Source organism: Paucibacter sp. TC2R-5, from assembly GCF_025717605.1.
Lineage (GTDB): Bacteria > Pseudomonadota > Gammaproteobacteria > Burkholderiales > Burkholderiaceae_C > Paucibacter_A > Paucibacter_A albus.
On sequence record NZ_JAJIRQ010000003.1, the window covers coordinates 109,983 to 134,293 of the forward strand.

Here is a 24,311-nt window from a genome sequence, read left to right on the forward strand (position 1 = left end):
ATTCACAAGTCCGCCAAAGGAAAACCCCGGGCCTTCAAGGGCCGCCGGCATTCTAGTTGCCGAGGCAAAGAGCGCTTCAATGCAAGGGCGGGGTGCCGTGTTTGCGCATTTGCGCGATGCGTTGGCGCAAGTCCGGCTCATCGGCGGCCTGAGGCGAGCGCTCGACATAGAAGGCCAGGTCTTCGGTGGCCGCCCGCCACTGACCCATGGCTTCCAGGACCAGACCACGATCTCGTCGCTCGGCCGCGTCGCTCGGCAACAGGATCACCAACCGTTCCTGCACCGCCAGCAGCCTGGGCCAGTCCTGCGAAGCGCGGTAGATTTCCTTCAAGTTGCGCAGCATGCGAGCCAAGATATCGCGCGGCGGCGCGGCCTGCATGAACAACTCCACCGGCAACTCCACCGCCCCATGCAAGCTCGCCCCTTTACGAAATATCTGCAAATACTCGTCCAGACGCTCGCGCGACAAGGACTGCCCGGTAAACGGGTCCAGCACGACCTCGCCGTTACCCATGCTGACCTTGATCAGGAAATGCCCGGGAAACGCCAAGCCTTGCGCGCGCAGGCCCACATGCGCCGCCAGTTCCAGAAAGATCACCGCCAGCGTGATGGGGATGCCGCGCCTGGTCGCCATCACATGGTGGACGAAGCTATTGCCGCTTTCGTAATAGTTGTTGACGTTGCCGGCGAAACCCAGTTCTTGATGGAAGTATCGGGTCAACGCCTGCAATTTGTGTCGGGCACTCGCGTCGCCAGGCATGCGCTGACGCAAGCGCTGCGCCAGCGCCTCGACCTCGGACACCACCGCCTCCACATCCAGCGCAGGGAACTCATCCTGAGCAATCGACGCGGCCGCTTCCAGCAAGTTCAAGCCGCCATCCTCGGCCACCAAGCTTGCAAAATACTCCAGCGGTGTGGGCACCTTCAAACGCAAAAATTCGCTCATGGCCCGAGTTTAATGATCATCAGACGCGGCGCACAAACTGCCGCAGATTGACGCCGAGCATCAGCAGCACAGCAAAGAACAGCAGCGCCGAAGCGGCCAAGCTACCCGCCATCCATAGGGCGCGGGTGAATTCCGTTGCCCCCAGCGCAATCCAATCCAAGCTGCGCGCCAAGTAGAACTGCAAGCCGCCCATCGCCGCACTGGCCAGCCCCACCCGCAGGGCAAAACTCAGCCAACCCGGCGCAGGCCGATAACTCCCCTTGCGGCGCAAACCCACCAGCAGCCAGGTGGCATTGATCAAGGCACCCAGGCCGATCGACATGGCCAAGCCGGCAACACCCAGCCAAGGCACAAACACGAGATTCAAGAGTTGCGTCAGTATCAAAACCGTCACGGCGATGCGCACCGGCGTGCGGGTATCTTGCTGGGCATAAAAACCCGGCGCCAGCACCTTGATCGCAACCAAGCCAATCAGGCCGACGCCGTAGCCCATCACGGCGCTGGTGGTGTGCAGCACATCACTGGCTTGGAAAGCCCCGCGGTGATAGAGCACAGCCACCATGGGCTGGGCAAACACCAGCAGCGCCACCGAGCAAGGCAGCGCCAACAAGAACACCAGGCGCAAGCCCCAATCCAACAGCGCGGAATAGGCCTGCGGCTCGCCCTTACCCAGCGCGGCCGACAGTTGCGGGGTCAAAATTGCACTCAGGGCCACGCCGAGCAAAGCGGTTGGAAATTCCATCAGGCGGTCGGCATAGGTCAGCCAAGACGCTGCGCCCGCACCTACCAGCAAGGCGATTTGAAGATTGATCACCAACGACAGCTGCGCCACACCCACGCCCACCAGCGCGGGCGCCATCTGCCCCAAGACACGCTGCACGCCGGCGTGTCGCCAGGACTGACGCAAGGCCCCAAGGCTCAAGCCCATGCGCGGCAAAGCGCCGATGCGCAGCAAGGCCGGCACCTGAATCAAGAGTTGCAAGATGCCGCCCAACATCACGCCAATGGCCAAGCCATAAATCGGCTGCCAACCCCAAGCCTGCAGCCGAGGCACCAGCAAAAACCCAGCCGCGATGACAGATAAATTCAGCAAGACCGGCGTCGCTGCCGGCACCAAGAACCGCTTCCAGGTGTTCAGGATGCCGGCCGACAGCGCCACCAGGGACATGCAACCGATATAGGGGAACATCCAGCGCGTCATCACCACGGCCACATCATGGGCTGACGCGGGCAGACCCGAACCCAAGGCCCAGACCAAGATCGGCGCACCAATCACGCCAAGCACGCAAGTCAGCAACAAGGCCCACAACAAAACGGTGGCTACCGCATTGATCAGCGCATGAGTGGCCTCATCCCCTTCGCGTGCCCGGGTGCCCGCCAACACCGGCACAAAGGCTTGCGAAAACGCCCCTTCGGCAAACAAGCGACGCAAGAGATTGGGGATACGGAAAGCGACTTGAAACGCGTCGGTCAAGCTGCTGGCGCCAAACAGCGCCGCCACCATTTGCTCACGCACAAGACCGGTAATCCGCGACACCAGAGTCAGAATTGAAATAAAGGAAGCAGCGCGCAGCAGATTCATTGATAGGGTGGAAACCGTTTGAGCCCAGGGCCGGATCGGCCACAAGCGGTGTAAGCGGCGCATTATCATCCGCAGAACGCGCTGTTTTCAGCAGCAATTGCCATCAAAGCTTTGTCAAACTGTCATTTCAGTGCTACACTCGCGGTCTTTGCACCAACTGGGTAGAATCACAGCATGGCAACCTCTTCCAAAGCTAAGAAGAAAACAGTCCGTTTGGCGTCGGGCCTCAAGCGCGTTCGCCAGGACACTAAGCTCAACGCCGCCAACACGGCGCTGCGTTCCAAATTCCGTACGGTCATCAAGAACGTACAAAAAGCTGTCTTGACCGGCGACAAGGTCAAGTCAGCAGAGCTGTTCAAGATCGCTGAAACTGTCATCGACTCCGTCGCTGACAAGGGCATCTTTCACAAGAACAAGGCAGCTCGTCACAAGAGCCGTCTGTCGGCAAAAATCAAGGCCTTGGCCGCCTAAAAACCGGTTCTGGTGCAAAGATTGAAGGCCCGCTGAAAAGCGGGCCTTTTCTATTTTGCTTCTCTATTTTGTGAAGCGCTGCCCTATTTGCTTGTTTGCAGATAGGTTGGAACGAACTCAAATGCTCGCTCGGACGAAAGTCTTGGCGGGCATTTTTCGTGGTGAACCCACCTCAGGCCGATCAAGGCGATTGCCTCGCGCCCAACCAATCACCGACCGCTTGCGCCACCCATTGCGGGTCATCCAGGGGCAAATCATGGCCGGCCTGAGCGTGCGTGCGCAGCGGCGCACCCCAGGCCTGACTGATGGCCTGCGAGCAACGCCAATCGACCAAGCCATCCGCAGTGCTGCAAAGCAAGAGCATGGGCACGGCCGGCCTCATAGTGCTGGCCCGGTAGCGGCTCGCAGCCCAGAGCTGGCGCAGACTATTGCGCAGACCTACCGGATGCCGGCACTGCAAATCAAGCCATTGAGCCAAAACCTGATCGGGCTTGCTTTGTAAATTGGACGTCATGGCCAACACCTTGGCCTCGCGCCGACGAGGGCCGATGCCGGGCAGGCTCAAAAGCAAGAATGCCAAATAGTTGCGTGGCCGCAGCCGATGGTAAAAAGGACTGAAGGGCTGCAAGCTCGTGTTGATCAAAACGCTCGCCTTAAGCTCTTGTGGATAGCGCGCTGCCCAATCACAGGCCACCATCGCGCCCAAAGACATGGCCAGCACATGCACCGGCCCGGTGACGCCCTGCTGCCGCAGTTGCTTTCGGCAGCTTTCAACCATGGCAGCCACCTTCGTCGGACTGGCTTCACGGTGCAAAGCGCCGTTTCCCGGCAGATCCAGCATCAGCAAACGCGCACCAGGCTGTTGAAGCTGGAGTTCTTGATCAAAAGCGGCCGGAAATCCACCCCAATGCCCCACCTCGCGCGCCAACCCTCGCAACAGAACCCAGACCGGCCCATTCATCGACCCGACCTCACTCACGCATGGGCTCCATGAAAACCCTGCGCAGCCTGACCCCGGTACCAACGATTCAAAGCCATCTCCTCATGCCAGGCGCGCCGCTCCGGCAGCGGCAGCCAACGCTGCATGCCGGCGGCTGCACGCAACACAAAATCCAGCCAAGCCAGATGCCGACGCAAGACTCGCTGCTGGCGATGTTCGACCAATGGATTGAACATGCCGCTGCGCGTAAACAACTGGCGTGGATTTTTCTTCACCCACAACCAAGAGCCCATCTCCAGCGTCAAGGGCAGCAGCATGCAGTTTGGCCGCCCGCAAGCTTGCATATAAAGATGGTCCCAGATATCGCCATGAGTCAGGTATTGCCGGCTCTGCGGTTCAAATACATAGCGGTGCTGCACATGTGTTTGATCCAGAATTTCACACAAGGCATGCATTTCAGGAAGATGGGGAATCGGCTTGGCGGTGTGCGCAAAAGGAAACCAGATACGGTCTGCCAAGCCAAAACCTGAATGGCAATCCACCGCAATTGACTGGCTATGCGTGAGCATTTCTCGCTCCACAAAATCACACAGCGCCTGGCTTTCAATTTCCATGGCTGCGCCCAATTCACCCCTGAACCATGGCAGCTTGGCACTGATGCGCTGACCCCCTACCAGCCACGGCACGGGTCCGGCAGCCTGCACCGGCGCGTTACGCATCAAATCAACGCCTTTGGGGTTCGCTCGCGTGGCCCGCTGCAAGCCGCCTGGATTGACCAAGGGCATGAACACAATGCGAACCGACTCGAGGCTGCGGTGCAAACTGCTGTCCCAGCGCAGTCTTGATACCAAGCTTGCCAAAAACGCCATCACGACCTCGGCTCCAATGCGCTCTAGCCCATGAACCCCGCCAAAAAAACCTACCGCCGGGACAGCGGGGTCGGGGTTGCCCAGCGTGACCGCCAATAAAGGCAAACCCCCACCCTCGCCCGCATTCACTATCCCAAGTTGATGACGCTCAAGATAAGGCCGACCGGCGTCGATCAGGGCTTCCAAGGCCAGCAGTTCTGGCAAGGCGATTGTTTTTTGCGCGGGCATGGGGCGTAGACAGGCGTCGCATGAAAGTGCATCCGGCGCGAGCATAGCCGCTCTGTCGATTTGTAAAACCACAGCCACAAGAGCGCAGACACAGTCTTGTCATCAAACCCGTCTAGCCTTGCGCTTCGTCACTCAAACCAAGGCAAGCCTATGCAACAGCGCCAACCAATCAAAGCTCTGCGCACGCATATGCGAGCCAAGGCTGCGCTCGGCCGCACCTTGCTTTTGGGTCTAGTGGAATTTGTGGCCCTGTTGCGCGCGCGTACGCGCTGAAGCGCCCGAACGACTCAGCCGGCCGGCTTGGGGTCGGGTTTGGCTTTAACACTGGGCTCGGGCAGCAAACATGCTTCGGCGACCTGCAACTCGTTGTCGCGGGCAAAGTTCATCACAAAGTCCCAGGCCATGGGCTCGAGCTTTTTCAGCTCTTCGTTGACGATCACGCACTTGATGCCATTGATGACGCGAGGCACGCAGAGCGGTGAATAGCCGATATAGGCCCCTATGCCGCCGCGCGCGCCACCAGGCCGAAAGCAAGACATGGCCCCGGCCAATCGTTCAGCCCAATCGCTGGGCCTGAAGGTATGCCCCGCCAAGGTGACACCTTGAATAAAAACTTCGCGCGGTTTGGGGGCTTGACTCATGAATTGGCGGTTTGAATTCCAGGCCCGTTTATCGCCCAAAAAGGCGGGGTCAAGGGTTTACGACAGACGCTATTGTGCCTTGGATGGCCGCCAGCTCTGGCAAGCAAGGCGTCAAAGTCAGGACAATCGCACGCCAGTCCCTCCATCGAGAGGGTCAGTGCGGGTCGCCCCTTAGAATCAAGACGCAGCCGGGCCCTGCCAACAGGCAAGACCCGACCCCACCACCCCCTTTTTGATTTCTATGGAGAGCCGATGAACGCGCCCCAAGTCCGCCCCGATGCACCGTCTGAGCCACACGTGATGCAAACCTATGGCCGACTGCCGATTGCTTTGTCGCATGGCCAGGGCTGCTGGGTCTGGGACACCAAGGGCAAGCGCTATCTCGACGGCCTCGGCGGCATCGCCGTCAACACCCTCGGCCACGCCCACCCGCGCTTGGTACCGGCCCTGCAAGAACAGATTGCCCGGCTGATCCACACCAGCAACTACTACCATGTGCCGCTGCAAGAAAAGCTCGCCGCCAAGCTCTGCGAGTTGTCGGGCTTGAGCACGGCCTTCTTCTGCAATAGCGGACTGGAAGCCAATGAAGCGGCGCTGAAGATCGCCCGCAAGTTCGGCCATGACCGCGGCAACGACATGCCCGAAGTGATGGTGTTTGAGGGCGCCTTCCATGGCCGCTCGATCGCCACCTTGTCAGCCACCGCCAACCCGAAAATCCACGCCGGCTTCGGCCCCTTGGTGGGCGGTTTTGTGCGCGTGCCGCTGAATGACATCGCGGCGGTACGCAAGGCCTTGGCCGAACACCCGAACATCACGGCGGTCTTCCTGGAGACCATCCAAGGCGAAGGCGGCGTCAACCCGGCCAGCATCCCGTTCCTGCAAGAGCTGCGCCGCGTCTGCGATGAACACGACATTCTGCTGATGCTGGACGAAGTGCAATGCGGCATCGGCCGCACCGGCAAATGGTTTGCACATCAATGGGCCGGCATCCAGCCGGATGTGATGCCTCTGGCCAAGGGCCTGGGTTCGGGCGTGCCGGTCGGTGCCGTGGTCTGCGGCCCGCGCGCCGCCAAGGTCATGCAGCCCGGCAACCATGGCACGACCTTTGGAGGTAACCCCTTGGCCATGCGGGCCGGCGTGGAGACCCTCAACATCATGATTGAGGATGATTTGCTGGCCAACGCGGCCCGCGTCGGCGCCGAGTTGAAGGCGGCGCTGCAAGCCGGCTTGGACGGCGTAGACGGCGTCGTCGAGGTACGAGGTCAGGGCTTGATGCTGGGCATCGAGCTGGACCGCCCTTGCGGCGCCCTGCTCTTGCAGGCGGCCGAAGCCGGTTTGATGATCAGCGTCACGGCAGACCGGGTCGTGCGTTTGGTGCCGGCCTTGATTTTGAGCAGCGAAGAAGCCGCGCAAATTGCCGCCATCCTGTGCCCCTTGATCATAGCCTTTGTGGCGACGAAAGCCACGCAGCCATGAAACCAGGCACCGCTTTGATTCGCCATTACCTGCAGTTCAAGGACTTCCGCGCCGAGGAATATGCGCATCTGTTCGAGCGCGCCGCCATCATCAAGCGGCGCTTCAAGAATTACGAGCGCTACCAGCCGCTGGCCGACCGCTCGCTTGCGATGATCTTCGAGAAAGCCAGCACGCGCACGCGGGTCAGCTTCGAAGCCGGCATGTACCAGATGGGCGGCTCGGTCGTGCACCTGACCACGGGCGACAGCCAGTTGGGCCGGGCCGAGCCGATCGAAGACAGCGCGCGCGTGATCAGCCGCATGGTCGACCTGGTGATGATTCGCACCTTCGAGCACACCAAGATCGAGCGCTTTGCGGCGCACTCGCGCGTGCCCGTCATCAACGGCTTGACCAACGAATACCACCCCTGCCAGATCCTGGCCGACCTGTTCACCTTCATCGAAGCACGCGGCATGAACCAGCGCGGCATCGTCGATGTCGATTGCCTCAAAGGTCGTGTGGTGGCCTGGGTCGGAGACGGCAACAATATGGCCAACACCTGGTTGCAGGCGGCCGAAATCCTGGGCTTCACCGTGCATGTCAGCACGCCGAGTGGTTATGAGGTCGACGCGGCGGTTGCCGGCATCCAGAACAGCGACTGCTACAAGGTGTTCAAGAACCCCTTGGACGCTTGTCGCGACGCCGACTTGGTCACCACCGATGTGTGGACCAGCATGGGTTATGAAGCCGAGAACGAAAAGCGCCGCACCGCCTTTGCCGACTGGTGTGTCGACGCCGAGATGATGGGCGTCGCCAAGCCGGACGCCTTGTTCATGCATTGCCTGCCAGCGCACCGGGGCGAAGAAGTGACCGCCGACGTCATCGACGGCCCCCAATCCGTAGTCTGGGACGAGGCAGAGAACAGAATGCACGTGCAAAAGGCACTCATGGAGTACCTTTTGCTCGGGCGGATTGGCTGACAAGCCAAGCCGCGCCCCGGCCACGGGGCGCATTCTGTTCGGGCTTGGCTAACTTTGCAGCGCAAAGTTAAGCGCCGTGTGGCGGGGCCAAGACCAGAATCGCATGCACTTGCAGAAGGCACTCATGGAGTCCCTTCTGCTGCGGCGCATTCACTGTGCTGTCTAGCAAAGTGAGCCCAGCTCAGTGCCTGCCGTAACCACGGCCCTCTCCCCGGTAATGTCCACGGTCCCTGTCGTCATCGCGACCCCTGCCATGCTCATGCCCATGCTCGCGCCACTGGTCTTGCCGTTCATAGTTCTGGCGGTACCAGTCGTCGCGAACAAAATAGACGTTCTGGCCGCAAGCGCCGTATTGGCGGCAATGCTTGCGCCAATTTCTCTCATGCCCCGGCGGCACGCGCATATAGACCGGCTCCGAGCGCTGGTAAACGCGCTCAACGACGACCGGCTGGCGATAGATCAATCGCGGCTGCTGCGCACTGCCAATGTCGATATGGCCATAAAAGCCCGGCTGGCCAATGCTGACGGATACGCCGAGGTCGCCGGCTTGCGCCGGAGCTAGGGTCAACAAGCCCAAACCGCTCAAAAACATCCAGGCCAGTCGCTTCATATCGCACTCCAAGTAGCAAAACGCTGAATCGACAACGTCCGCACAGGGGCTGGCGTGCACAGGCCTTACCTTTGGATACAAAGCGGGCAGGCACAAAAAAGACCTTGATTGCATTGAACAATCAAGGTCTGCTGTGTTTGCACCTGCAGCTTTTTGTGCAGCCGGCTGCTTGCTCCGGCTGCTTTGCTGGCAAATTTACGCTGTCACAGCGGCCGCAACCTTGCGCACGCGGCGCTTGGCCACCGTCACGGCTTTGTCGGCCTCTTGTTTGACCGCCGCAACCTTTTTCGGCGCTGCAGCAACTTGAACCTCGACCTGGCTGGCCAAACTGCGCTTGACGCGAACCGCTGTTTTACGAGTGGTCTTCTTGACTGTGACCGATCCGCCGGCCAAGCGCGACAAGCGACCTGCGCCCTCGACCAAGCCGGCCGACACCGCCAGTGCCGCGCGCGCGCCCGGCATGCTCAGGCTGGCCGCGGTGTTGAGGCTGCGTGCCAACAAAGGGTTCTTGACCTTGGCGCTGAAGCCGGCCATGCGCGACACGCCGACACGGGCTTTGGCGCTGCCGGCCTTGATCGCGCGCTCGCCACCGCTGCTCAACTTGCCAACGCTGCCTTCGATGATCTCGCTCAGGCTGTTGCGCAACTGCTTCAGCGCACCGGTCAAATTGGGTGCCAGCTTGACGCTGCGGCTGTAGACCTGAGTCTGCAAGCCATGATTGACACCGTCGAGCAAGCGGCTGCTGCCGGCACGGTAGGCCTTGACGGTCAGGCTGGCGGCGCGAGCGTAGTTGTCGATGGCGGCCAGGGCGGTGGTGCTCAGGGTTTGCTTGTTGTTCATGCTGTGCGCTTTCTCAAAGGGTTCAATGGGCTCGCCATCTAGCTTTGCTTGAATCTTCTGGTTCAGCTTGCCCTGGCGATGACCGCAGTTTCCCGGCAAAGCCCTAGAGAGCGATACCCAAATCTGGCCAAAACGCACGATATTCCTAGAGCCAGCTCCCAAATTGCTCGAGGGCGCCGCACAGGGTAAGACCACCCGAATCCGCCCCAGCCTCTAGAATGCGCGCCCGCCCTGATCACGATTCAAACCGCCCCATGAACATCACCGTCCTCGAAGAACTGCGCATCTATATCGACCCTTTGACGCCCGAAGAACACCAGGCGCTGGAGCGCAGCATTCTGAGCGAAGGTTGCCGAGACGCCCTGGTGCTGTGGGGCGACATCTTGGTGGACGGCCACAACCGTTACGGCATTTGTCAGCAGCATGGCCTGCCCTTCAATACCGTGCAGAACACCCGCTTCAAGTCCATGGAGGACGTGCACCTGTGGATGATCGACCAGCACCTGGGCCGGCGCAGCCTGTCTGACTTTCAGCGCGGCGTGTTGGCGCTGCGCAAGAAAGAGATCACAGCGGAGCGTGCACAGGCTGCCGTCACCGCGCTGGCCGAGGCTGGTGCGGGCATTGGCAGCGAATTTGCTGCCGAAATCAGCGCCGACGCACAAGCCGCAGCCAGCGCCGATCAGCCGCTGACCAGCCGCGAAGGTGTGGCCAAGGCCGCCCGCATCAGCAGCAATACCGTGGTGCAGATCGAAAAGATTCAAAAGAGCGCCGCGCCCGAGTTGGTGCAGGCGGTCAAGGCCGGCACGATCTCGATCAACGCCGCTGCAGCCGTCTCGAGCCTGGGGCATGACGAGCAGGTCGCGGCCGTGGCCGGAGGCAAAAAGGAGTTGCAGCAGGCCGCCAAACGCGTGCGCGAGAGCAAAACCGGGAGTCGCGCTTCCAAAGCGCAGGCGCCTGCCGAGGGCGGCGCAGAAAGTGCTGACCAAGAAGGCGACTCTGATCAGCGCAACCGCGAGGCACAGCTGCAACTGCTGCAAAGCACGGTGCTGGAATTGACGGCCGAAAACAAGGCGCTCAAAGATCAGGTGCGCAGTCTGCAAGATCAGCTGGCACAAGCGCAGCAAAGCTAAGGTCAAAGTTAAAGTTATGCCGACCCGCTACAGTCAGGTCCTGCGCAGGCGTGAAATGCGCTCAGAATAGGCGTCACCTAGACAGGACCCCAACCCGCAATGGACAGCAGCAGCGAACTCCAAGCCGAAAATCAAGCCCTGCGCCAGCAGTTGGAATCTTTGTTGCGTGAGGCGCGCAGCAATGAAGACAAGATGCGGCGGTTTGAACAGTTAGAGCACCGGCTGATTGGTGCGCGCTCGATGGCCGACCTGCTGCGCCTGCTCTTGAACGAGTACCGCCAGAGCTTTGGCATCGACTGCGTGACCTTGGCCCTGCTCGACCGGGATCAAGAAACCAGTGGCTTGCTGGACGCCGAGCGCCCGCGCGATGACCAGGCCGAGCGGGCGCAGCTCGACGGCCTGACCCTGCTGCACAGCCTGAAGCCGATCGAGTCCTTGTTCCAGGACCTGACCCACCCAAGCCTTGGGCCCTTCAATGAAGGTCTGCACCGGCCCTTGTTCGGCACGCCCTCACCCGCCCTGGCCTCGGTGGCGCTGCTGCCCTTGAGCCGGCATGGCGAGCTGATCGGCAGCCTGCATTTCGGCAGCACCGACCCCAGCCGCTACGAACGCGCGGCCGGCACGCAATTGCTGCAGCGCTTGGCCGCGATCGTATCGGTCTGTCTGGACAACGCTCTCAACCATGAACGCCTGAAACGGGCCGGGCTCAGCGATATGTTGACCGGCGTGCACAACCGCCGCTACTTCGAGCACCGCAGCCAGATCGAGGTCAGCCAGGCGCGCCGCTACCAGCATGACCTCGCCTGTTTGTTTCTAGACCTTGATCATTTCAAAACCGTCAACGACAGCTTTGGCCATGCGGCCGGCGACGCGGTACTGCAAAAGATCGCCCACATCATCCAAGCGCAGCTGCGCGCCGGCGACACCGTGGCCCGCTTTGGCGGCGAAGAGTTTGTGGTCTTGCTGCCGCAAGCGCCCGCCCAACATGCGCGCGACATCGCCGAACGCATACGCTTGAGTATTTCGGCAGAGCCACTGACCCTGCCCGGCGGTGAAGTCGTGCCCATCAGCGTCTCGATTGGCTTGGCCATGCTGGGTCTCAGCCACCTCAGCGGCGACTCGCCGTCTTTGGCGCAAGGTTTGGTCAATGATGCCGACCGGGCGCTTTACCGCGCCAAGGCCACCGGACGCAATCGGGTGACGTGCAGCGCCGCGAGCGACAAACTTGTCGAAACACTCGGCCCGCAAAAAAATGCCCACTGAAGGAGCAAACGAGGTGCAAAACGACCCCCGCCAGAAGCCCGGCAAGGGCCAAATTCAATCGGTTTGGGCTGGCCTGATTCTGATCGTGCTGGGCGGCCTGTTTTTCGCCGACAACCGGGGTTGGTTGGATCTGCGCAAGCTGCAGACCTTTTGGCCCGCCATCATCGGGCTGCTTGGCCTCGGGCAAATGCTGGGCGCGCGCAACACCGAGCAACTCTGCCGAGGTGGTTTGCTGGTCTTTGTCTCGGCTTGGTTGTATGCCTCGCTTGAACATGTTTGGGGGCTGAATTTCTACAACAGCTGGCCCCTGTTACTGATCGCTGTGGGGCTGAGCAAGGTCATCACCGGCGTGTTCCATCCCAGCCAGGCTGGCGCAGACAAAGATCGTTGACGCGCCGCCGCGCCCCGCTGAGGTCGATACGCAGCGCCCCGGCCCCTAGAGCCGATTGATCTCGCCAAGCCGCCGCTCCCACACCGGGCCGCCATCATCAATGCGCACATGTTGGGCGTATCCAAACCCACAGGCCTTCAAGGCCTCGGCCGCAGCCTGGGCCGGCGCGCCGAGCTGTCCCATCGCCGCCTGCGCGTCCGCGCTCAAGAATGAGAGATACAAGGTCTGGCGAGGCAGCAAAGCCGCCAGATGGCTGCGCCAAGCGTCCCCAAACTTGGCCTGAGCTGCCTGCGGGTCGGCGGCGTAAAAATGCGCACCAAGGCCCTGCCAGAACGGTGCCCTGCCCGCCTCGTCCAGCGGCCCGGCCAGCTCGACCATCAGGCGCTCAGAAAACCCAGCCGGCTGCGCCCGAATGCGCTGCAGGGCGGCTTCAATCAGCTGCGTCAAGGCCGCGACCTGCATCTGGGGCGGCAAATCGGGCGAGCAAGCCAGATCGGCCAGTTCACTCTCGCCGCTGTGGTCATTGCCCAGCAGCAAGGTGGTCTGAGTACGGAACAGCCCTAACTCGGCAGCCGCATGCACGACGCGACCGACGTGATAACTGAAGCGCGGCAGTGCCAGACCCAGATGCCCGACCAAGCGAAGGCAGGCCAGCGGCACCGACGAGGCGGCGTCCGCCAGGATCAGCCATTGCCCTTCGGCCTCGGTCAGACTCAGCGCCACCCCGGTCTGGTTGCGCCATGCACCCAGCAGTTGGGCATCGTCCACTTGCCAGCCACGCACTTGCCAGCCTTGTGCTGCCCCGACTTGACTCATGGCCGACTCCTTTCGCTCGCATCAGGCCACAGCGCCGACACCCACAGGAGCTCGCCGGGCAGCACGCCCAGGCGAAGCACCGCCTCATGATCCGGTGCCAGGGCCTGCGCCGTCGTAGGCAGCTCGGCCAAAACCGCGCGAAAACCAGCCCGCTCTGCATTCACCGCCAGATGCCAGGCGGGCAGGCCGAAACCGGCCGCTTCGGCCTGCACTTCCAGCGCGCGGGCATGACGCACGCTGCGCAGCAGGGCCAGATTGGCCTCCACCGTCGGCCCGCCGTCAAAGATGTCGATATAGGTGTCGGCATCAAAACCCTCTTCTTGCAGGATGGAAAACGGCAGCTCACCGACCGGATGCAACTGACCAATCGCCCATTGCGCGGCCTCGGGCAGCAAAGGCACATAGATCGGCGAATGCGGCATCAAATCAGCGATAAAGGCCTTGTTTCGACCGCCCGTGACGGCTTCGGCCTGCGGATAGTCCATGTCAAAAAAGCGCCGCCCCACAGCGTCCCAAAACGGGCTTTGGCCGGCTTGGTCGGCCAGGCCGGGGTTCTCGGCGGCGATGCGTTCATTGAAGCGCTCGGCAAACTGCAAGATGAACAGCAGCCGGGCGCGCGACAGCAGTTGCGGCGCCGGCCCATGAGCATAGGCCGGGTCGATATAGAAGGAAGTCAGCAGCGTGTAGCCGCTCAAGTCATGGCAGAGGTGCAAGGTGTGCAGGCGGTTGCTGACGCCCAAAGCGGGGCTGGCGTGCACCACGAACTCATTGCGATAGCTGTAAAAGCGATCATGGAAGCCGGCGCTGGCCGCAATGCCGCTGCTGCCAACCACCTCGCCGCGAGAGCGATCTTCCAACACGAAGAGGTAGGTTTCCTCGCCGCTTGCGTCGTCGAGGCTGGCAAAGGCCTCAGCTGAGCGCTCGATGCGGGCACGCAGCTTGGTTTGATCGTTAGGCAGCGAGCTGATGCCATGCTCGCTGGCGGCGGCAATGCGCTCAAGTGCGGGCAGGTCAGCCAGCGCCACCGGGCGCAGCAGCAAATCACGGGGGTTCATGAGGGGTCTCCAGCGGGCCGGCGCCAGGCGATGGCGCGCTGGCTGCGCTCATCGCGCGGTGTCTTGTCGAAGTGTGCCTTGTAGGCATTGGAAAAATGCGGGCCGGACGAGAAGCCGCAGGACAGACCAATCTGCAAAATCGACTGGCCGCTTTGTTGCAGCAAACGGCGCGCCCGGTTCAGCCGCAGTTCCAGGTAGTAACGCGAAGGCAAAGCGTCCAGATGCTGTTTGAACAGCCGCTCCAGCTGGCGGCGCGACACACCGACCAGGCGCGCCACGTCCTCGGTCGGCAGCGGCTCGGCCAGGTTGGCCTCCATCAGACTGAGTGCCTCGGCCAGCTTGGGGCTGCCGCCGCGCTGCTCGGCCACCGGGCGGCGCTGACGCTCGTCACGCCCGCGCGCGCGCTCCAGGCCCAGCTTGAGGGTCAGATCTTGCGCCAAGCGTTCGCCATGGCTGCGCCCCAGCCAGGCGATCATCAAATCAAGGCTGGCGCTTCCCCCTGCGCAACTCAGACGCGAGGCGTCGGCATTGATCTCCCAGACGTTGCCGCTCCACACCACATCCGGGAACTCGTCTTGCAGCGCCTCGGCCAGATGGGTGTTGACGGTGGCGCGCTCGGCACCCAGCAGGCCGGCCTCGGCCAAGACCGCGCTGCCGCCGTCCACGCCGGCCAGCGCCACACCAACAGCCGCTTGCTCACGCAGCCATTGCAGCAAGGCGGGGCTGGCCTCTGCCCCTTCGCCGCTGAGCACAAAGATGGCGTAGGGGTGGGCTGCCTGCGCCAAGCCCTGCGTCTGCAAAGGCAAATCGCCGCAGCTGACGACGCCGCCGCCCGGAGATCCCAGTTCGGCCACATAACGCGCATCGCCCTGCAAGTGATTGACCGCCTGCAGCGCCTCCAACACGCCGGCCAAGGCCAATAGCGAGCCGCCCGGCATGAGCAGCAGCAGACAGCGGCGCGGCTCGGGCGCGCCGGGCAGCGGGTCTGTAGTCATCGGCGTGGGGCTGTTCACCGCTGCACTGTAATTCAGACGCTCATTGCCAATTGATCATTGACGGTATCGCCAGCAAGACCAAGGCCATCAGCAGATACATCAGTTGCAGCGGGATCATCCAGCGCGCCCACTTCGTCCACGGGATGCCGGCCAAGGCCAGCACACCGACCGTGATGCCCGAGGTCGGGATCACCGGCGTGGTCAGCTCACCAAACTGGAAAGCCAGGATGGCGGTCTGCCGGCTCACGCCGACCAGATCGGCCAGCGGCGCCATGATGGGCATGGTCAGCGCGGCCTGGCCGGTGCCGGAGTGAATGAAGAAATTGATCACCGACTGGATCAAGAACATCTTTTGAGCCGAGAAGATCGGGCTGCTCGACTCGACCAGCGGCACCAAGGCATGCAGCATGGTGTCGATGATGTGGCCGTCGCGCATCAGCACCACGGTCGCCTTGGCCAGCGCGATCACCAAGGCGGTGCTGACCAAGTCCTTGGCACCGGCCATGAAGCTGGCCACAAACTCATCGGCATTCAAGCGGCCGACCAAGCCCACCATGATGGCCATGACCAGAAACAAGGCTGCGATTTCTTCGATGTACCAGCCGAACTTGACCACGCCAAAAATCATCACGGTCAAAGTGGCTACAAACAGGCTCAGCACCAATTTGTGGCGCGCCGTCATGCCGGCGAAGTTCTCGAAGTCAGTGGTCTTCAGATGCTTGCGCTTGTCCTCGTCCAGCTCGAAGCAAGGACTCAGCTCAGGTGTGCGCTTGATGCCCGCCGCGTACCACATCAGGAATGCAATCGTCAGCGTGGTGGCGATCGCCCAGCAAATCAGCCGGTAGCCCAGGCCCGAGAACATCGGCACACCGGCAATGCTTTGCGCGACGCCGACATTGAAGGGGTTCAAAAAGGCGGTGGCAAACCCGATCTGCGAGCCGACAAAAGGAATCGCCACACCGACGATGCTGTCGTATTTGAGCGCCAGCGCCAAGGGGATGAAGATCAAGACAAACGGAATCGCCTCTTCGGCCATTCCAAAAGTGGCGCCGCCAAGCGAAAACATCGTCACGAAGACCGGAATGATCGCCACCCGCACCCAGGCGGAATGGGTGTGCGCTTTGGCGACCGACTTGATCATCGAGTCGATGGCCTCGGTGCGCTGCAGCACCGAGAACGCACCGCCGACGATCAGCACAAAGCCGATGATCAACGCCGCTTCGACAAAGCCTTTGATGGGCGCCATCATCAGCGCAACAGGGCCTTGCGGATTGCTGGCCACGGTGTGGAAAGAGTCGGCCAAGATGACGGTCTTGCCGTCGATCACTTGCGTGTCGTACTTGCCGCCGGGCACCACCCAAGTCGCCAGCGCAATCAAGGCCAAGAGGCTGAAGAGCAGGACAAAGGTATTGGGAAATTTGAGTTTAGACATGAGTTTCAATGCACAGAAAATTCAGAGCGACAGCAGCTTGCCGCTGCGAAAGGCCTGCGTGCCGGCCACTTTGCAGACCCGCATGCCGGCCGTGGCATAGGTCCTGGACACCCTGGCGAACAGGCGCCCCGACACGCTGGCGCGCAGCTGGCTGCGTTGATCGGTCAAGGGGTCGATGACTTCGGCCACCGCCTCGCCGGCGCTGACCATGTCACCGGGCTGCTTGCAAAACACCAAGATGCCGTTGTGCGGCGCGGTGATGGGCTCCACTCCTTCGAGCGGGGTGGCCTCGCACAGCGCGGGCTGAGCCTGCGCATCGCTGTCGCCGGCACCCTCGATATGGCCGGCCTGGCGCAAGAACTCCAGCAAAGCACGCGCATCTTGTTCGGCCAATTCGGGCTCGACTTGCAACTCGCCGCGCAACTCCACCGTGGCCGCAAAGCAGGCCAGTGGCACCGGCCGAGCAGGGCCGAAATGCTCGGCCAGCTCCCACCAAATTCGCGCCACGGTCTCGTCAAACGGGTCATCGCCCGAGTCGCGCGAGAGCAGCAAAGCCTGTGCGCCCAACAGGCGCGCCAAAGGCGCTGCGGCTGCGGCCAGCGGCGTGCCGGTGTAGACATGCATGACGGCCTGAGTGTCGCAGTGCAAATCAAGCACGATGTCGGCATCCATGGCCAGCGTTTGCAGCAGTTGCTTGAGTCGCTCGGTCTGCGTTTGCGCCAGCTGCCCGCCCAGCAATGCCAAGGCTGCAGAGCGGATCAAGCGTTGATTTTCAAGCGGATCGGGGCCTAGCGTGGGCGCCAAGAGCGGGATCAACTCGGCCGTGAGATGGCGGTATTGCCGATTGAAATTGATGCCGGTCGCCATATCAAAACGGCCGCACAAAACGCCTTGCATCTCTTGCGATAAACCTATCGGATTGGCCATCGGGACCAGCACAATTTCGCCGCCAATCAAGCCGGCCGATTCGAGCGCCAGCAGATGCTCGCGCAAGGCCTGGGCCACCAGCATGGGCGGCACTTCATCGGCATGCAAGGAGGCCTGGATGTAGACCTTGCGGCCGGTTTCGCAGCGGCCGAAATGCAGGCTGCGTAAGTGCCGAGCGGTGCCGGCACTCGCAAGCGTCAGGGGGTGCAGATGGGTTCGCATCAAATGTCCAGTCAAAGCTTGAGCACAGCCCGGCGCCAAGGCCGAGCTGGGGTGTGGATTTGCTCGGGTGTAGAAAATCAGCGCGCGCCGCTCTGCGTCTGGCCGATAGGCGTATAGAAGGGCCGTTTGATCAGCACCGGCAGCACATCCAGGCGCAGGCGCAGCACCGTGTAGTCCTCACCGCCCATCGCGCCGCTGAACCAACCTCGGCTGCCCTCGCCCTTGTGCAGGCGGAACTCAAAGCCGAGGTCGGCTTGAGCGTCCATGCTCTTGCTGCTGCCGTTGAAGGCCACGCCGAGCAGTTCCGCATGCGGGCTGTCAAGCAAATGGCTCATCGCATTAAGGATGGTGGTGTCACCCAAGATGTCCAAAAAGAAGGGCTGATTGCTGAAGAAGGGCTTGAAGCCGGCGGCTGCAGGATCAATGGCGTGGCCAGCGAGCTTCGCAGCCGAGGGCGTTGTCAGCCCGCTGGTGAAGTTATGCCTATCGCCGCGGTCCAGAAAGCTCAGCTGGGCATTGCGGATATTGAAGCCGGCCGGCTTCGGCGTGCTGCTGGCCTGGCTGAGGTCGACCAGGAGCACGCCTTTGGCACCCAGCACCTCCAGCTCATCGCCGCGCAGCAAGGCGGCGCTGTTTTCTTCCACGCCCAGGCCTAGCTTGTAGCCCTCGGCCTGCATCAGCGGCAGCATGCGGCCGATGCGGCCGCGCTTGAGAAAATGCTGATCGATAAACAAGTTAGGCCCCACGAAGCCCAAGCCCCGGTCGATCTCCTTGCCACGCCGCAAGTCGCCCTTCATCACCTGCAGCGCGTCTTGTGCGTCGCGAAACATCGTCGTGCTCATGATGGCCGCCCCCGCACTGGTACCCGCCACCACGCCGCCGCGCTTGAATACCGACCAGATGGCCTTGAGCATCTCGGTGGGCTCGCCACCCGGCTGCAAGGTATCGACGATCAGCTCCTGCGCGCCGCCGGAAAAGAACACGCCTTGCGCAGCCGCCACCTTGGCCAACAGGGCCGGATCATTCAAATTGGCTTGTAGCTCAGCGCCCTGCAGGCGCGGTGCTACGGGGATGGCCTCGGCCCGAGCGCCCTGGGCATTCAAGGCATTGACGATCTGCGCGGCGCTGCGCTCAGGATTGGCTGCAGCGGTGGCGAACACCGCAAAGCGCGCGCCGGGGCCACCAGCGGCATCAACGATGCGCTTCCAGACCGCGTCGTTGTCGTATTTGAGCGCACCGCCAATGATGATGGCCGTACCGGGCAAATTGACTGGGCTTGCGACCGGGTTCGCTTGTGCCGATGAAAACTGCATCGCCGCCAGCAGACAAGCTGCACCCGCTTGGATAAAGAGTTGTTTGAATTGCATGGCGCCAGTCTGTCAGCGCAGGGCCGCAATCGCCAGCGGGTATGGCCCCAGAAACACCGTGTTTGGCCGCAAAGCGCAAGAGCATGTCGCATCGCTGCAAGCGCTGTTGCGCCTGTTCATCGGGGGTTTGCGGCCAAGCGACATGGACTTGCGCACAAGCGACCGAGCCACCAAAACCCCATAGGCAAGTCATGTGGCGCGCTCCTAGAGTGCATCCAAGGCCACAAGCGCAGTCCCTTTTCCCCCACAGCGCTGCGGTCTCAGATTCTCTTGCGTCCCCTGTTTCTTTCCCTTCAGTCAAACGAGGCCACATTCATCATGACCCACTCCCGCATGCCGCATCCCTTCAAGCTCAAGCGCTTGGCCCAAGCGGCCACGCTGCTGATCGCCAGCGGCGTCAGCCTGCAGGCCCAAGCACAGGAAGCCAAGCTCGAACGTGTTGACGTCACCGGCACCAGCATCAAGCGCATCGAGGGCGAAACCGCCTTGCCAGTGCAGACCTTGAAGCGCGCCGACATCGACAAGACCGGCGCCACCACAGCGGCCGAAATCATGCGCTCGATCAGCGGCAACACCGCCGGTCTGACCGACGGCGCCAGCATCACCGACAGCACCGGCGGCCAGCGCGGCTTCAACGGCGCCAATCTGCGCGGCATCGGCGTGTCCAGCACCTTGATCCTGTTGAACGGTCGGCGCATGGCCAACTTCGCTTCGCCCGGCGACAACTCGGGCGTGGACCTGAACAACATCCCGGCCGGCGCCATCGAGCGGGTCGAAATTCTGAAAGACGGCGCCTCCGCCATTTACGGCACCGATGCGATCGGCGGCGTCATCAACTTCATCACCCGCAAGGACTACCGCGGCGCCGACATCAATGTCTACGCCTCGCGCACCCAAGAAGGCGGCGCTGAAAAGACGGCCGCTTCGGTGGGCGGCGGCTTTGGCGATCTGGCCAAGGACAAGTTCAATGTGTTCGGCGTGATCGATGTGCAAAAGCTTGGCAGCTTGCGCTCAACCGAACGGGAATTCCTGCAGGACCGGCCGCTGGCGACGACGCTGCCGTTCTATATGTCCAGCCGCACCTTCCCCGGCAATATCCGCCTGGCCAGCAAGTCCGCCCCGCGCAAGGTGCAGCTCGATGCGCTCAACGCCGCCGGCTTCACCTTCAACGGCAAGCCCTTCACACAGCGCACCATCAATTTGTACGCGCCGGCCTGCAACCCACCGGCCACCGTCTATGCCAAAGACAATCTGTCCGAGGCCTGCAGCTTTGACTATATGCAGGACACCGAGCTCTACCCCGAGTCGGACAAGGCCGCCTTCTTGGGCCGCGGTGTGTTCCAGCTCAATAACGAAACGCAGCTGTTTGCCGAGGTCCTCAAAAGCAAGACCAAGACGCTGTACGTGGCCAGCCCGAATCCGATCGAGATCACGGGCGTGCCCACGGCTGCGATCAACCCCTTCTTGCCCAAGCCGCTGCCCTTCGGAGGCAATGTCGACGTGCGCCAGCGCGTCAGCGAGGGCGGCAACCGCAGCAATGAGGTCACCAGCGATGCCGAGCGCATCGTCGCGGGCGTTAGCGGTTCACTGGGAACTTGGGATTACGACGTCGCCCTGAATCGCGCCGTCAACAAGACCGACGACGCACTCAAGGATGGCTATTTCCTGTACGACAAGTTCGTCGCGGGCGTGCGCGCCGGCCAGATCAACCCCTTCGGCAAGTCACCCCAAGCGGGCCAAGACCTGCTCGCCGGCATCAAGGTGCAAGACACCGCGCGCAGCTCAAAGGGCACCACGACCACGGTGGACGCCAAATTCAGCGGCGAGCTGATGCAGCTGGGCGGCGGCGCCTTGGGCGCGGCTTTCGGCGCAGAGTTCCGCCGCGAGGAGACCGAGTTCAATCCTTCGGCCCTGTTGCTCACGAACAATATCCAGGGTGACCGCAGCTCACGCGGCGACTCGCCGCCGGCCAGCAAGAACAGCCGCAATGTGGCCGCCGTCTATGGCGAATTGAACGCCCCCTTCACCAAGGAGCTGGAGGTGCAACTCGCGGCTCGCTTTGATGACTACAGCGGCGTGGGCAACACCTTCAACCCCAAGCTCGGCGCGCGCTGGCAGCCATCCAAGCAGCTGATGCTGCGAGGCTCGGCCGGCACCGGTTTTCGCGCGCCCAGCATCAATGAGCTGACCCGCCCGACCTCGTTTGGCTCCAGCTCCGCCTTCCTGACCGACCCAGGCTGCGTCTCGCAAGGCTTCTCGGTGGCTGATTGCACCGACCAATGGCGGGTTGAGCGGCGCAGCAATGACAAGCTCAAGCCGGAGAAGTCCAAACAGTTCTCGCTGGGCCTGGTGCTGGAGCCGGTGCGTGATTTGAGTGCCAGCATCGACTACTGGATGATCAACAAGACCGATGTGATCAGCGATCTGTCCGAGCAAGTGATTTTGGGCAATTTGCCAAAGTACGAAAAAGGCTATGTCAAGCGCGACGAGTTCGGCGAGTTCATCGACACCATTTTGTTGAAGAAGGAAAACCAGGGCGAGCTGCGTACCTCAGGCATTGATTTGGACGTCAGCTACCGTTTCAACGCCGGTGAGGCGGGCCGCTTCCGTGCCAATGCCAACGGCACTTATGTGCTGAAGTACGAGCGCCAGTTCGGCGCCGGCGAGCCCTTCGAGAGCAATGCCGGACGCTTCTTGAGCGACCAAGTGATCCAGAAATGGCGTCACCGCGTGTCGGTGGATTGGGACATCGGCGCCTTCGGTCTGACCCTGGGCAACACCTATTACTCAGGCTATACCGACCACAACACCGCCTTCAACCCCAACACCAGCCAGTTGCTGCCGGCGCGCGATGTGCAAGCCTACTCGCTGTGGGACATGTCGGGATCCTGGGCCATCAACAAGGCCGCGAAGCTGCGTGTTGGTGTGCAGAATCTGCTCGACAAGCAGCCGCCCTTCTCCAACCAAGGCTACTACTTCCTGGCTACCTATGACCCGACCTACACCGACCCGCGTGGCCGCAATTTCTACGCCAGCCTGAGCTATTCCTTCCGCTGATCGCATAGCAAGGGAAGTTTGATCTGAAACCAAGCCTGGGTATGCCGCAGCATGCCCAGGCTCGACCGCCATCCATCATGGCGGTCAATTGGGAAAAACCTCAAGGGCAATCCCTAACTCAGCAGTCGGTCGGTGCGCAAGAAGATACAAACACAGGCCATGTTTGGGCCCGTCAAGGAGGAGAAAAGAGCAGATGTGAGATAGGATGATCCATATCTGGATATTCCAAGTTATGGCCGTCAAAGTACTGATCATTGAAGACAACCCGGTTGCTCGAAGCTTTTTATGCAGAGTGGTGCGTGAGAGCTTCAGTGATGCCATGGAGATCACCGAAGCCGGCGATCTCGAAGGTGCGCGCCGCCATACGGCCAAGCTGGCCGAACTCTCGCCCGAAGCCGGCTTCAAGCTGATTCTGGTCGACCTGGAACTGCCCGACGGCAACGGCATGGAATTTTTGGCCGAGATGGCCGGCTCGCCCGCATTGAAAATCGTCACCACGCTGTACTCGGACGACGATCACCTCTTCCCGGCCCTGCAATGCGGGGCCGATGGCTATTTGCTCAAAGAAGATAGGTTCGAGGTGCTGGTGGAGGAATTGCAGCGCATTGTGCGCGGCCAACCGCCGCTTTCACCTGCGATCGCGCGACGCTTGCTATCGCATTTCCGGCCCAACTCTACAGGCGACTCTGGGCCGATGACCTTGAACTCAGGCTTTGGCTCACTGTCCTCGGGCTTGTCTTCCAGCGCAGCATTCAGTGCCGGGCGCAGCGTGGTGCTGGACCCGCCTCCCGAGTGGGAGCGCCTCACGCCTCGCGAGAGCGAAGTGCTAACCTACCTCAGCAAGGGCTTCACCATCAAGGAAATCGCCAACCTGATGGGTATCAAGTGGTTCACCGTCAACGACCACATCAAGTCCATCTACAAAAAGCTCAATGTCTCCAGCCGCGCCGAAGCCGCAGTGCTTGCGAGCAAGCAAGGCCTGGTTTGAGCTGTTGGTTCCGTTGATGCTGGCCCGGTTGCAGCATCCGCACTCTTGATTGATAACCGCGCCACTAGCGGCCCATTGAAGGCTGCCGCGCGCTACATTTCCAGCGCGGGCGCACCGCCCTTTCAGCCCTCCCGCTCCGTGCGCCTCCCTCTCCTTTAGAAGCCATGAATCAAAACGACTTTGTCGACGAAGCCGAGGATCCCTCACACAGCCCGGAAGAGCGCGCTCGCGCAGCGTCCACCAGCACCTGGGTCAGCGTCGGCGTCAACACGGTATTGACCATCGTCCAGGTCGTGGTCGGGGTGCTGTCCAAATCGCAGGGCCTGGTCGCAGACGGCATCCATTCCCTGTCCGACTTGGTGGCGGACTTTGTCGTGCTTTTGGCCAGCCATCACGCCAAAAAAGATGCCGACGAGGATCACCCCTATGGCCATCAGCGCTTTGAGACGGCCGCGTCCCTGGTGCTGGGCGGGCTGCTGCTGGCGGTGGGCATAGGCATGCTGTGGTCCGCCGTACTCAAGCTGCAATCACCCGAAACCGTCCCCACGGTGCATGGCATTGCGCTCTGGGTCGCCGGTGCTGCCCTGGTGGCCAAGGAGACGCTGTTTCGCTATATGTTGGCCGTGGCCAAACGGGTCAAATCCAGCATGTTGGTGGCCAACGCCTGGCATGCGCGCTCCGATGCAGCATCGTCCCTGGTGGTGGGCCTGGGCATCGTCGGCAATTTGGCGGGTTACCCCATTCTTGACCCGATCGCCGCGCTGATCGTGGGTTTCATGGTCGGCAAAATGGGCTGGGGCTTTGCCTGGGATGCCCTGCATGATTTGATGGACCGGTCGGCAGACGAGCAAGAGGTCGAGGCGATACGCCAGACCCTGCTGCAGACGCCTGGCGTGCAAAACGTGCATGACGTGCGCACCCGCAAGATGGGCGACATGATCGTGGTCGATGCCCATATCGAGGTGGACGCCACGATCTCTGTCGAGGCCGGCCATGAGATCGCGGTGCTGGCCCGCCAGCGCGTGCTGCTGCGCCATCGGGTACTCAATCTGATGACCCATGTGGACCCCTGGCGACGGCCGGACCTGGACCACGCCTGAGTTGGC

Annotated in this window: 22 protein-coding genes; 9 read left to right on the forward strand and 13 right to left on the reverse strand. The window is 61.8% G+C overall.

Translation table 11 applies throughout. The features are described from left to right. Positions 1-76: 76 nt before the first annotated feature. On the reverse strand, positions 77-946 hold the full coding sequence (locus LNV08_RS07465; protein WP_263533071.1) for a SirB1 family protein: 870 nt from the start codon (positions 944-946) through the stop codon (positions 77-79). 19 nt (positions 947-965) lie between these two features. Next, entirely contained in the window at positions 966-2,528 is a 1,563-nt protein-coding gene (murJ, locus tag LNV08_RS07470) for a murein biosynthesis integral membrane protein MurJ (protein ID WP_263533072.1), read from the reverse strand. Between the two features lie 174 nt (positions 2,529-2,702). On the opposite strand from murJ, the gene rpsT reads away from it, so the two are divergent. Next, positions 2,703-2,999: a 30S ribosomal protein S20 gene (rpsT, locus tag LNV08_RS07475; RefSeq protein WP_263533073.1), complete on the forward strand. Its 297-nt coding sequence runs from the start codon at positions 2,703-2,705 to the stop codon at positions 2,997-2,999. A gap of 181 nt (positions 3,000-3,180) precedes the next feature. Here rpsT and LNV08_RS07480 read toward each other — a convergent pair whose 3' ends face one another. The 3 genes from LNV08_RS07480 to LNV08_RS07490 form a co-directional block, all read right to left on the reverse strand. Next, positions 3,181-3,978, reverse strand: coding sequence for an alpha/beta fold hydrolase (locus LNV08_RS07480; RefSeq protein ID WP_263533074.1), 798 nt, complete (start codon positions 3,976-3,978; stop codon positions 3,181-3,183). Beyond that, positions 3,975-5,036, reverse strand: coding sequence for a M14 family zinc carboxypeptidase (locus LNV08_RS07485; protein ID WP_263533075.1), 1,062 nt, complete (start codon positions 5,034-5,036; stop codon positions 3,975-3,977). Before LNV08_RS07485 ends, LNV08_RS07480 begins: the two co-directional genes overlap by 4 nt. A gap of 287 nt (positions 5,037-5,323) precedes the next feature. After that, a complete protein-coding gene (locus tag LNV08_RS07490) occupies positions 5,324-5,677 on the reverse strand; it encodes a DUF3579 domain-containing protein (protein ID WP_263533076.1) in 354 nt (117 codons plus the stop codon). A 252-nt stretch (positions 5,678-5,929) separates the two neighbouring features. Here LNV08_RS07490 and LNV08_RS07495 point away from each other — a divergent pair, with 252 nt between their 5' ends. Beyond that, positions 5,930-7,153, forward strand: coding sequence for an aspartate aminotransferase family protein (locus LNV08_RS07495; RefSeq protein ID WP_263533077.1), 1,224 nt, complete (start codon positions 5,930-5,932; stop codon positions 7,151-7,153). Next, complete coding sequence (gene argF, locus LNV08_RS07500; RefSeq protein WP_263533078.1) at positions 7,150-8,112, forward strand: ornithine carbamoyltransferase; 963 nt, start codon at positions 7,150-7,152, stop codon at positions 8,110-8,112. The genes LNV08_RS07495 and argF overlap by 4 nt, the downstream gene beginning before the upstream one ends. A gap of 181 nt (positions 8,113-8,293) precedes the next feature. Here the strand turns inward: argF and LNV08_RS07505 are convergent, their stop codons facing one another. Together LNV08_RS07505 and LNV08_RS07510 are read right to left on the reverse strand one after the other, a co-directional pair. Next, positions 8,294-8,722: a hypothetical protein gene (locus tag LNV08_RS07505; protein WP_263533079.1), complete on the reverse strand. Its 429-nt coding sequence runs from the start codon at positions 8,720-8,722 to the stop codon at positions 8,294-8,296. A 195-nt stretch (positions 8,723-8,917) separates the two neighbouring features. Further along, a complete protein-coding gene (locus LNV08_RS07510) occupies positions 8,918-9,562 on the reverse strand; it encodes a hypothetical protein (protein ID WP_263533080.1) in 645 nt (214 codons plus the stop codon). A gap of 254 nt (positions 9,563-9,816) precedes the next feature. On the opposite strand from LNV08_RS07510, the gene LNV08_RS07515 reads away from it, so the two are divergent. The 3 genes from LNV08_RS07515 (at position 9,817) to LNV08_RS07525 (ending at position 12,346) form a co-directional block, all read left to right on the forward strand. Continuing rightward, a complete protein-coding gene (locus LNV08_RS07515; protein WP_263533081.1) occupies positions 9,817-10,692 on the forward strand; it encodes a plasmid replication/partition related protein in 876 nt (291 codons plus the stop codon). A 99-nt stretch (positions 10,693-10,791) separates the two neighbouring features. After that, positions 10,792-11,955 carry a sensor domain-containing diguanylate cyclase gene (locus LNV08_RS07520; protein ID WP_263533082.1) on the forward strand — a complete coding sequence of 388 codons (1,164 nt, stop codon included), beginning with the start codon at positions 10,792-10,794 and terminating at the stop codon, positions 11,953-11,955. 13 nt (positions 11,956-11,968) lie between these two features. Beyond that, positions 11,969-12,346, forward strand: coding sequence for a LiaI-LiaF-like domain-containing protein (locus tag LNV08_RS07525; protein ID WP_263533083.1), 378 nt, complete (start codon positions 11,969-11,971; stop codon positions 12,344-12,346). A 45-nt stretch (positions 12,347-12,391) separates the two neighbouring features. On the opposite strand, the gene LNV08_RS07530 is transcribed toward LNV08_RS07525, so the two are convergent. From LNV08_RS07530 to LNV08_RS07555, 6 genes are all read right to left on the reverse strand, one after another. Then, positions 12,392-13,162 carry an arginine N-succinyltransferase gene (locus LNV08_RS07530; RefSeq protein WP_263533084.1) on the reverse strand — a complete coding sequence of 257 codons (771 nt, stop codon included), beginning with the start codon at positions 13,160-13,162 and terminating at the stop codon, positions 12,392-12,394. Next, the gene (locus LNV08_RS07535; RefSeq protein ID WP_263533085.1) at positions 13,159-14,217 is read right to left on the reverse strand and encodes an arginine N-succinyltransferase; all 1,059 of its coding nucleotides are present in this window, start codon (positions 14,215-14,217) and stop codon (positions 13,159-13,161) included. The genes LNV08_RS07530 and LNV08_RS07535 overlap by 4 nt, the downstream gene beginning before the upstream one ends. Continuing rightward, entirely contained in the window at positions 14,214-15,212 is a 999-nt protein-coding gene (locus LNV08_RS07540; RefSeq protein WP_263533086.1) for a GlxA family transcriptional regulator, read from the reverse strand. The genes LNV08_RS07535 and LNV08_RS07540 overlap by 4 nt, the downstream gene beginning before the upstream one ends. Positions 15,213-15,252: 40 nt before the next feature. Then, positions 15,253-16,644 (reverse strand): YfcC family protein, encoded by a 1,392-nt coding sequence (locus LNV08_RS07545; protein ID WP_263533087.1) that lies wholly within the window; start codon positions 16,642-16,644, stop codon positions 15,253-15,255. Between the two features lie 21 nt (positions 16,645-16,665). Then, positions 16,666-17,793, reverse strand: coding sequence for a succinylglutamate desuccinylase/aspartoacylase family protein (locus LNV08_RS07550; protein WP_263533088.1), 1,128 nt, complete (start codon positions 17,791-17,793; stop codon positions 16,666-16,668). Between the two features lie 77 nt (positions 17,794-17,870). Beyond that, positions 17,871-19,160, reverse strand: a complete 1,290-nt coding sequence (locus LNV08_RS07555; protein WP_263533089.1) for a cyanophycinase — start codon at positions 19,158-19,160, stop codon at positions 17,871-17,873. A 318-nt stretch (positions 19,161-19,478) separates the two neighbouring features. On the opposite strand from LNV08_RS07555, the gene LNV08_RS07560 reads away from it, so the two are divergent. The 3 genes from LNV08_RS07560 (at position 19,479) to LNV08_RS07570 (ending at position 24,305) form a co-directional block, all read left to right on the forward strand. Continuing rightward, positions 19,479-22,217, forward strand: coding sequence for a TonB-dependent receptor (locus tag LNV08_RS07560; protein WP_263533090.1), 2,739 nt, complete (start codon positions 19,479-19,481; stop codon positions 22,215-22,217). Positions 22,218-22,449: 232 nt separating this feature from the next. Next, a complete protein-coding gene (locus tag LNV08_RS07565) occupies positions 22,450-23,205 on the forward strand; it encodes a LuxR C-terminal-related transcriptional regulator (RefSeq protein WP_263533091.1) in 756 nt (251 codons plus the stop codon). Between the two features lie 164 nt (positions 23,206-23,369). Further along, entirely contained in the window at positions 23,370-24,305 is a 936-nt protein-coding gene (locus LNV08_RS07570) for a cation diffusion facilitator family transporter (RefSeq protein ID WP_263533092.1), read from the forward strand. Positions 24,306-24,311: the final 6 nt, after the last annotated feature.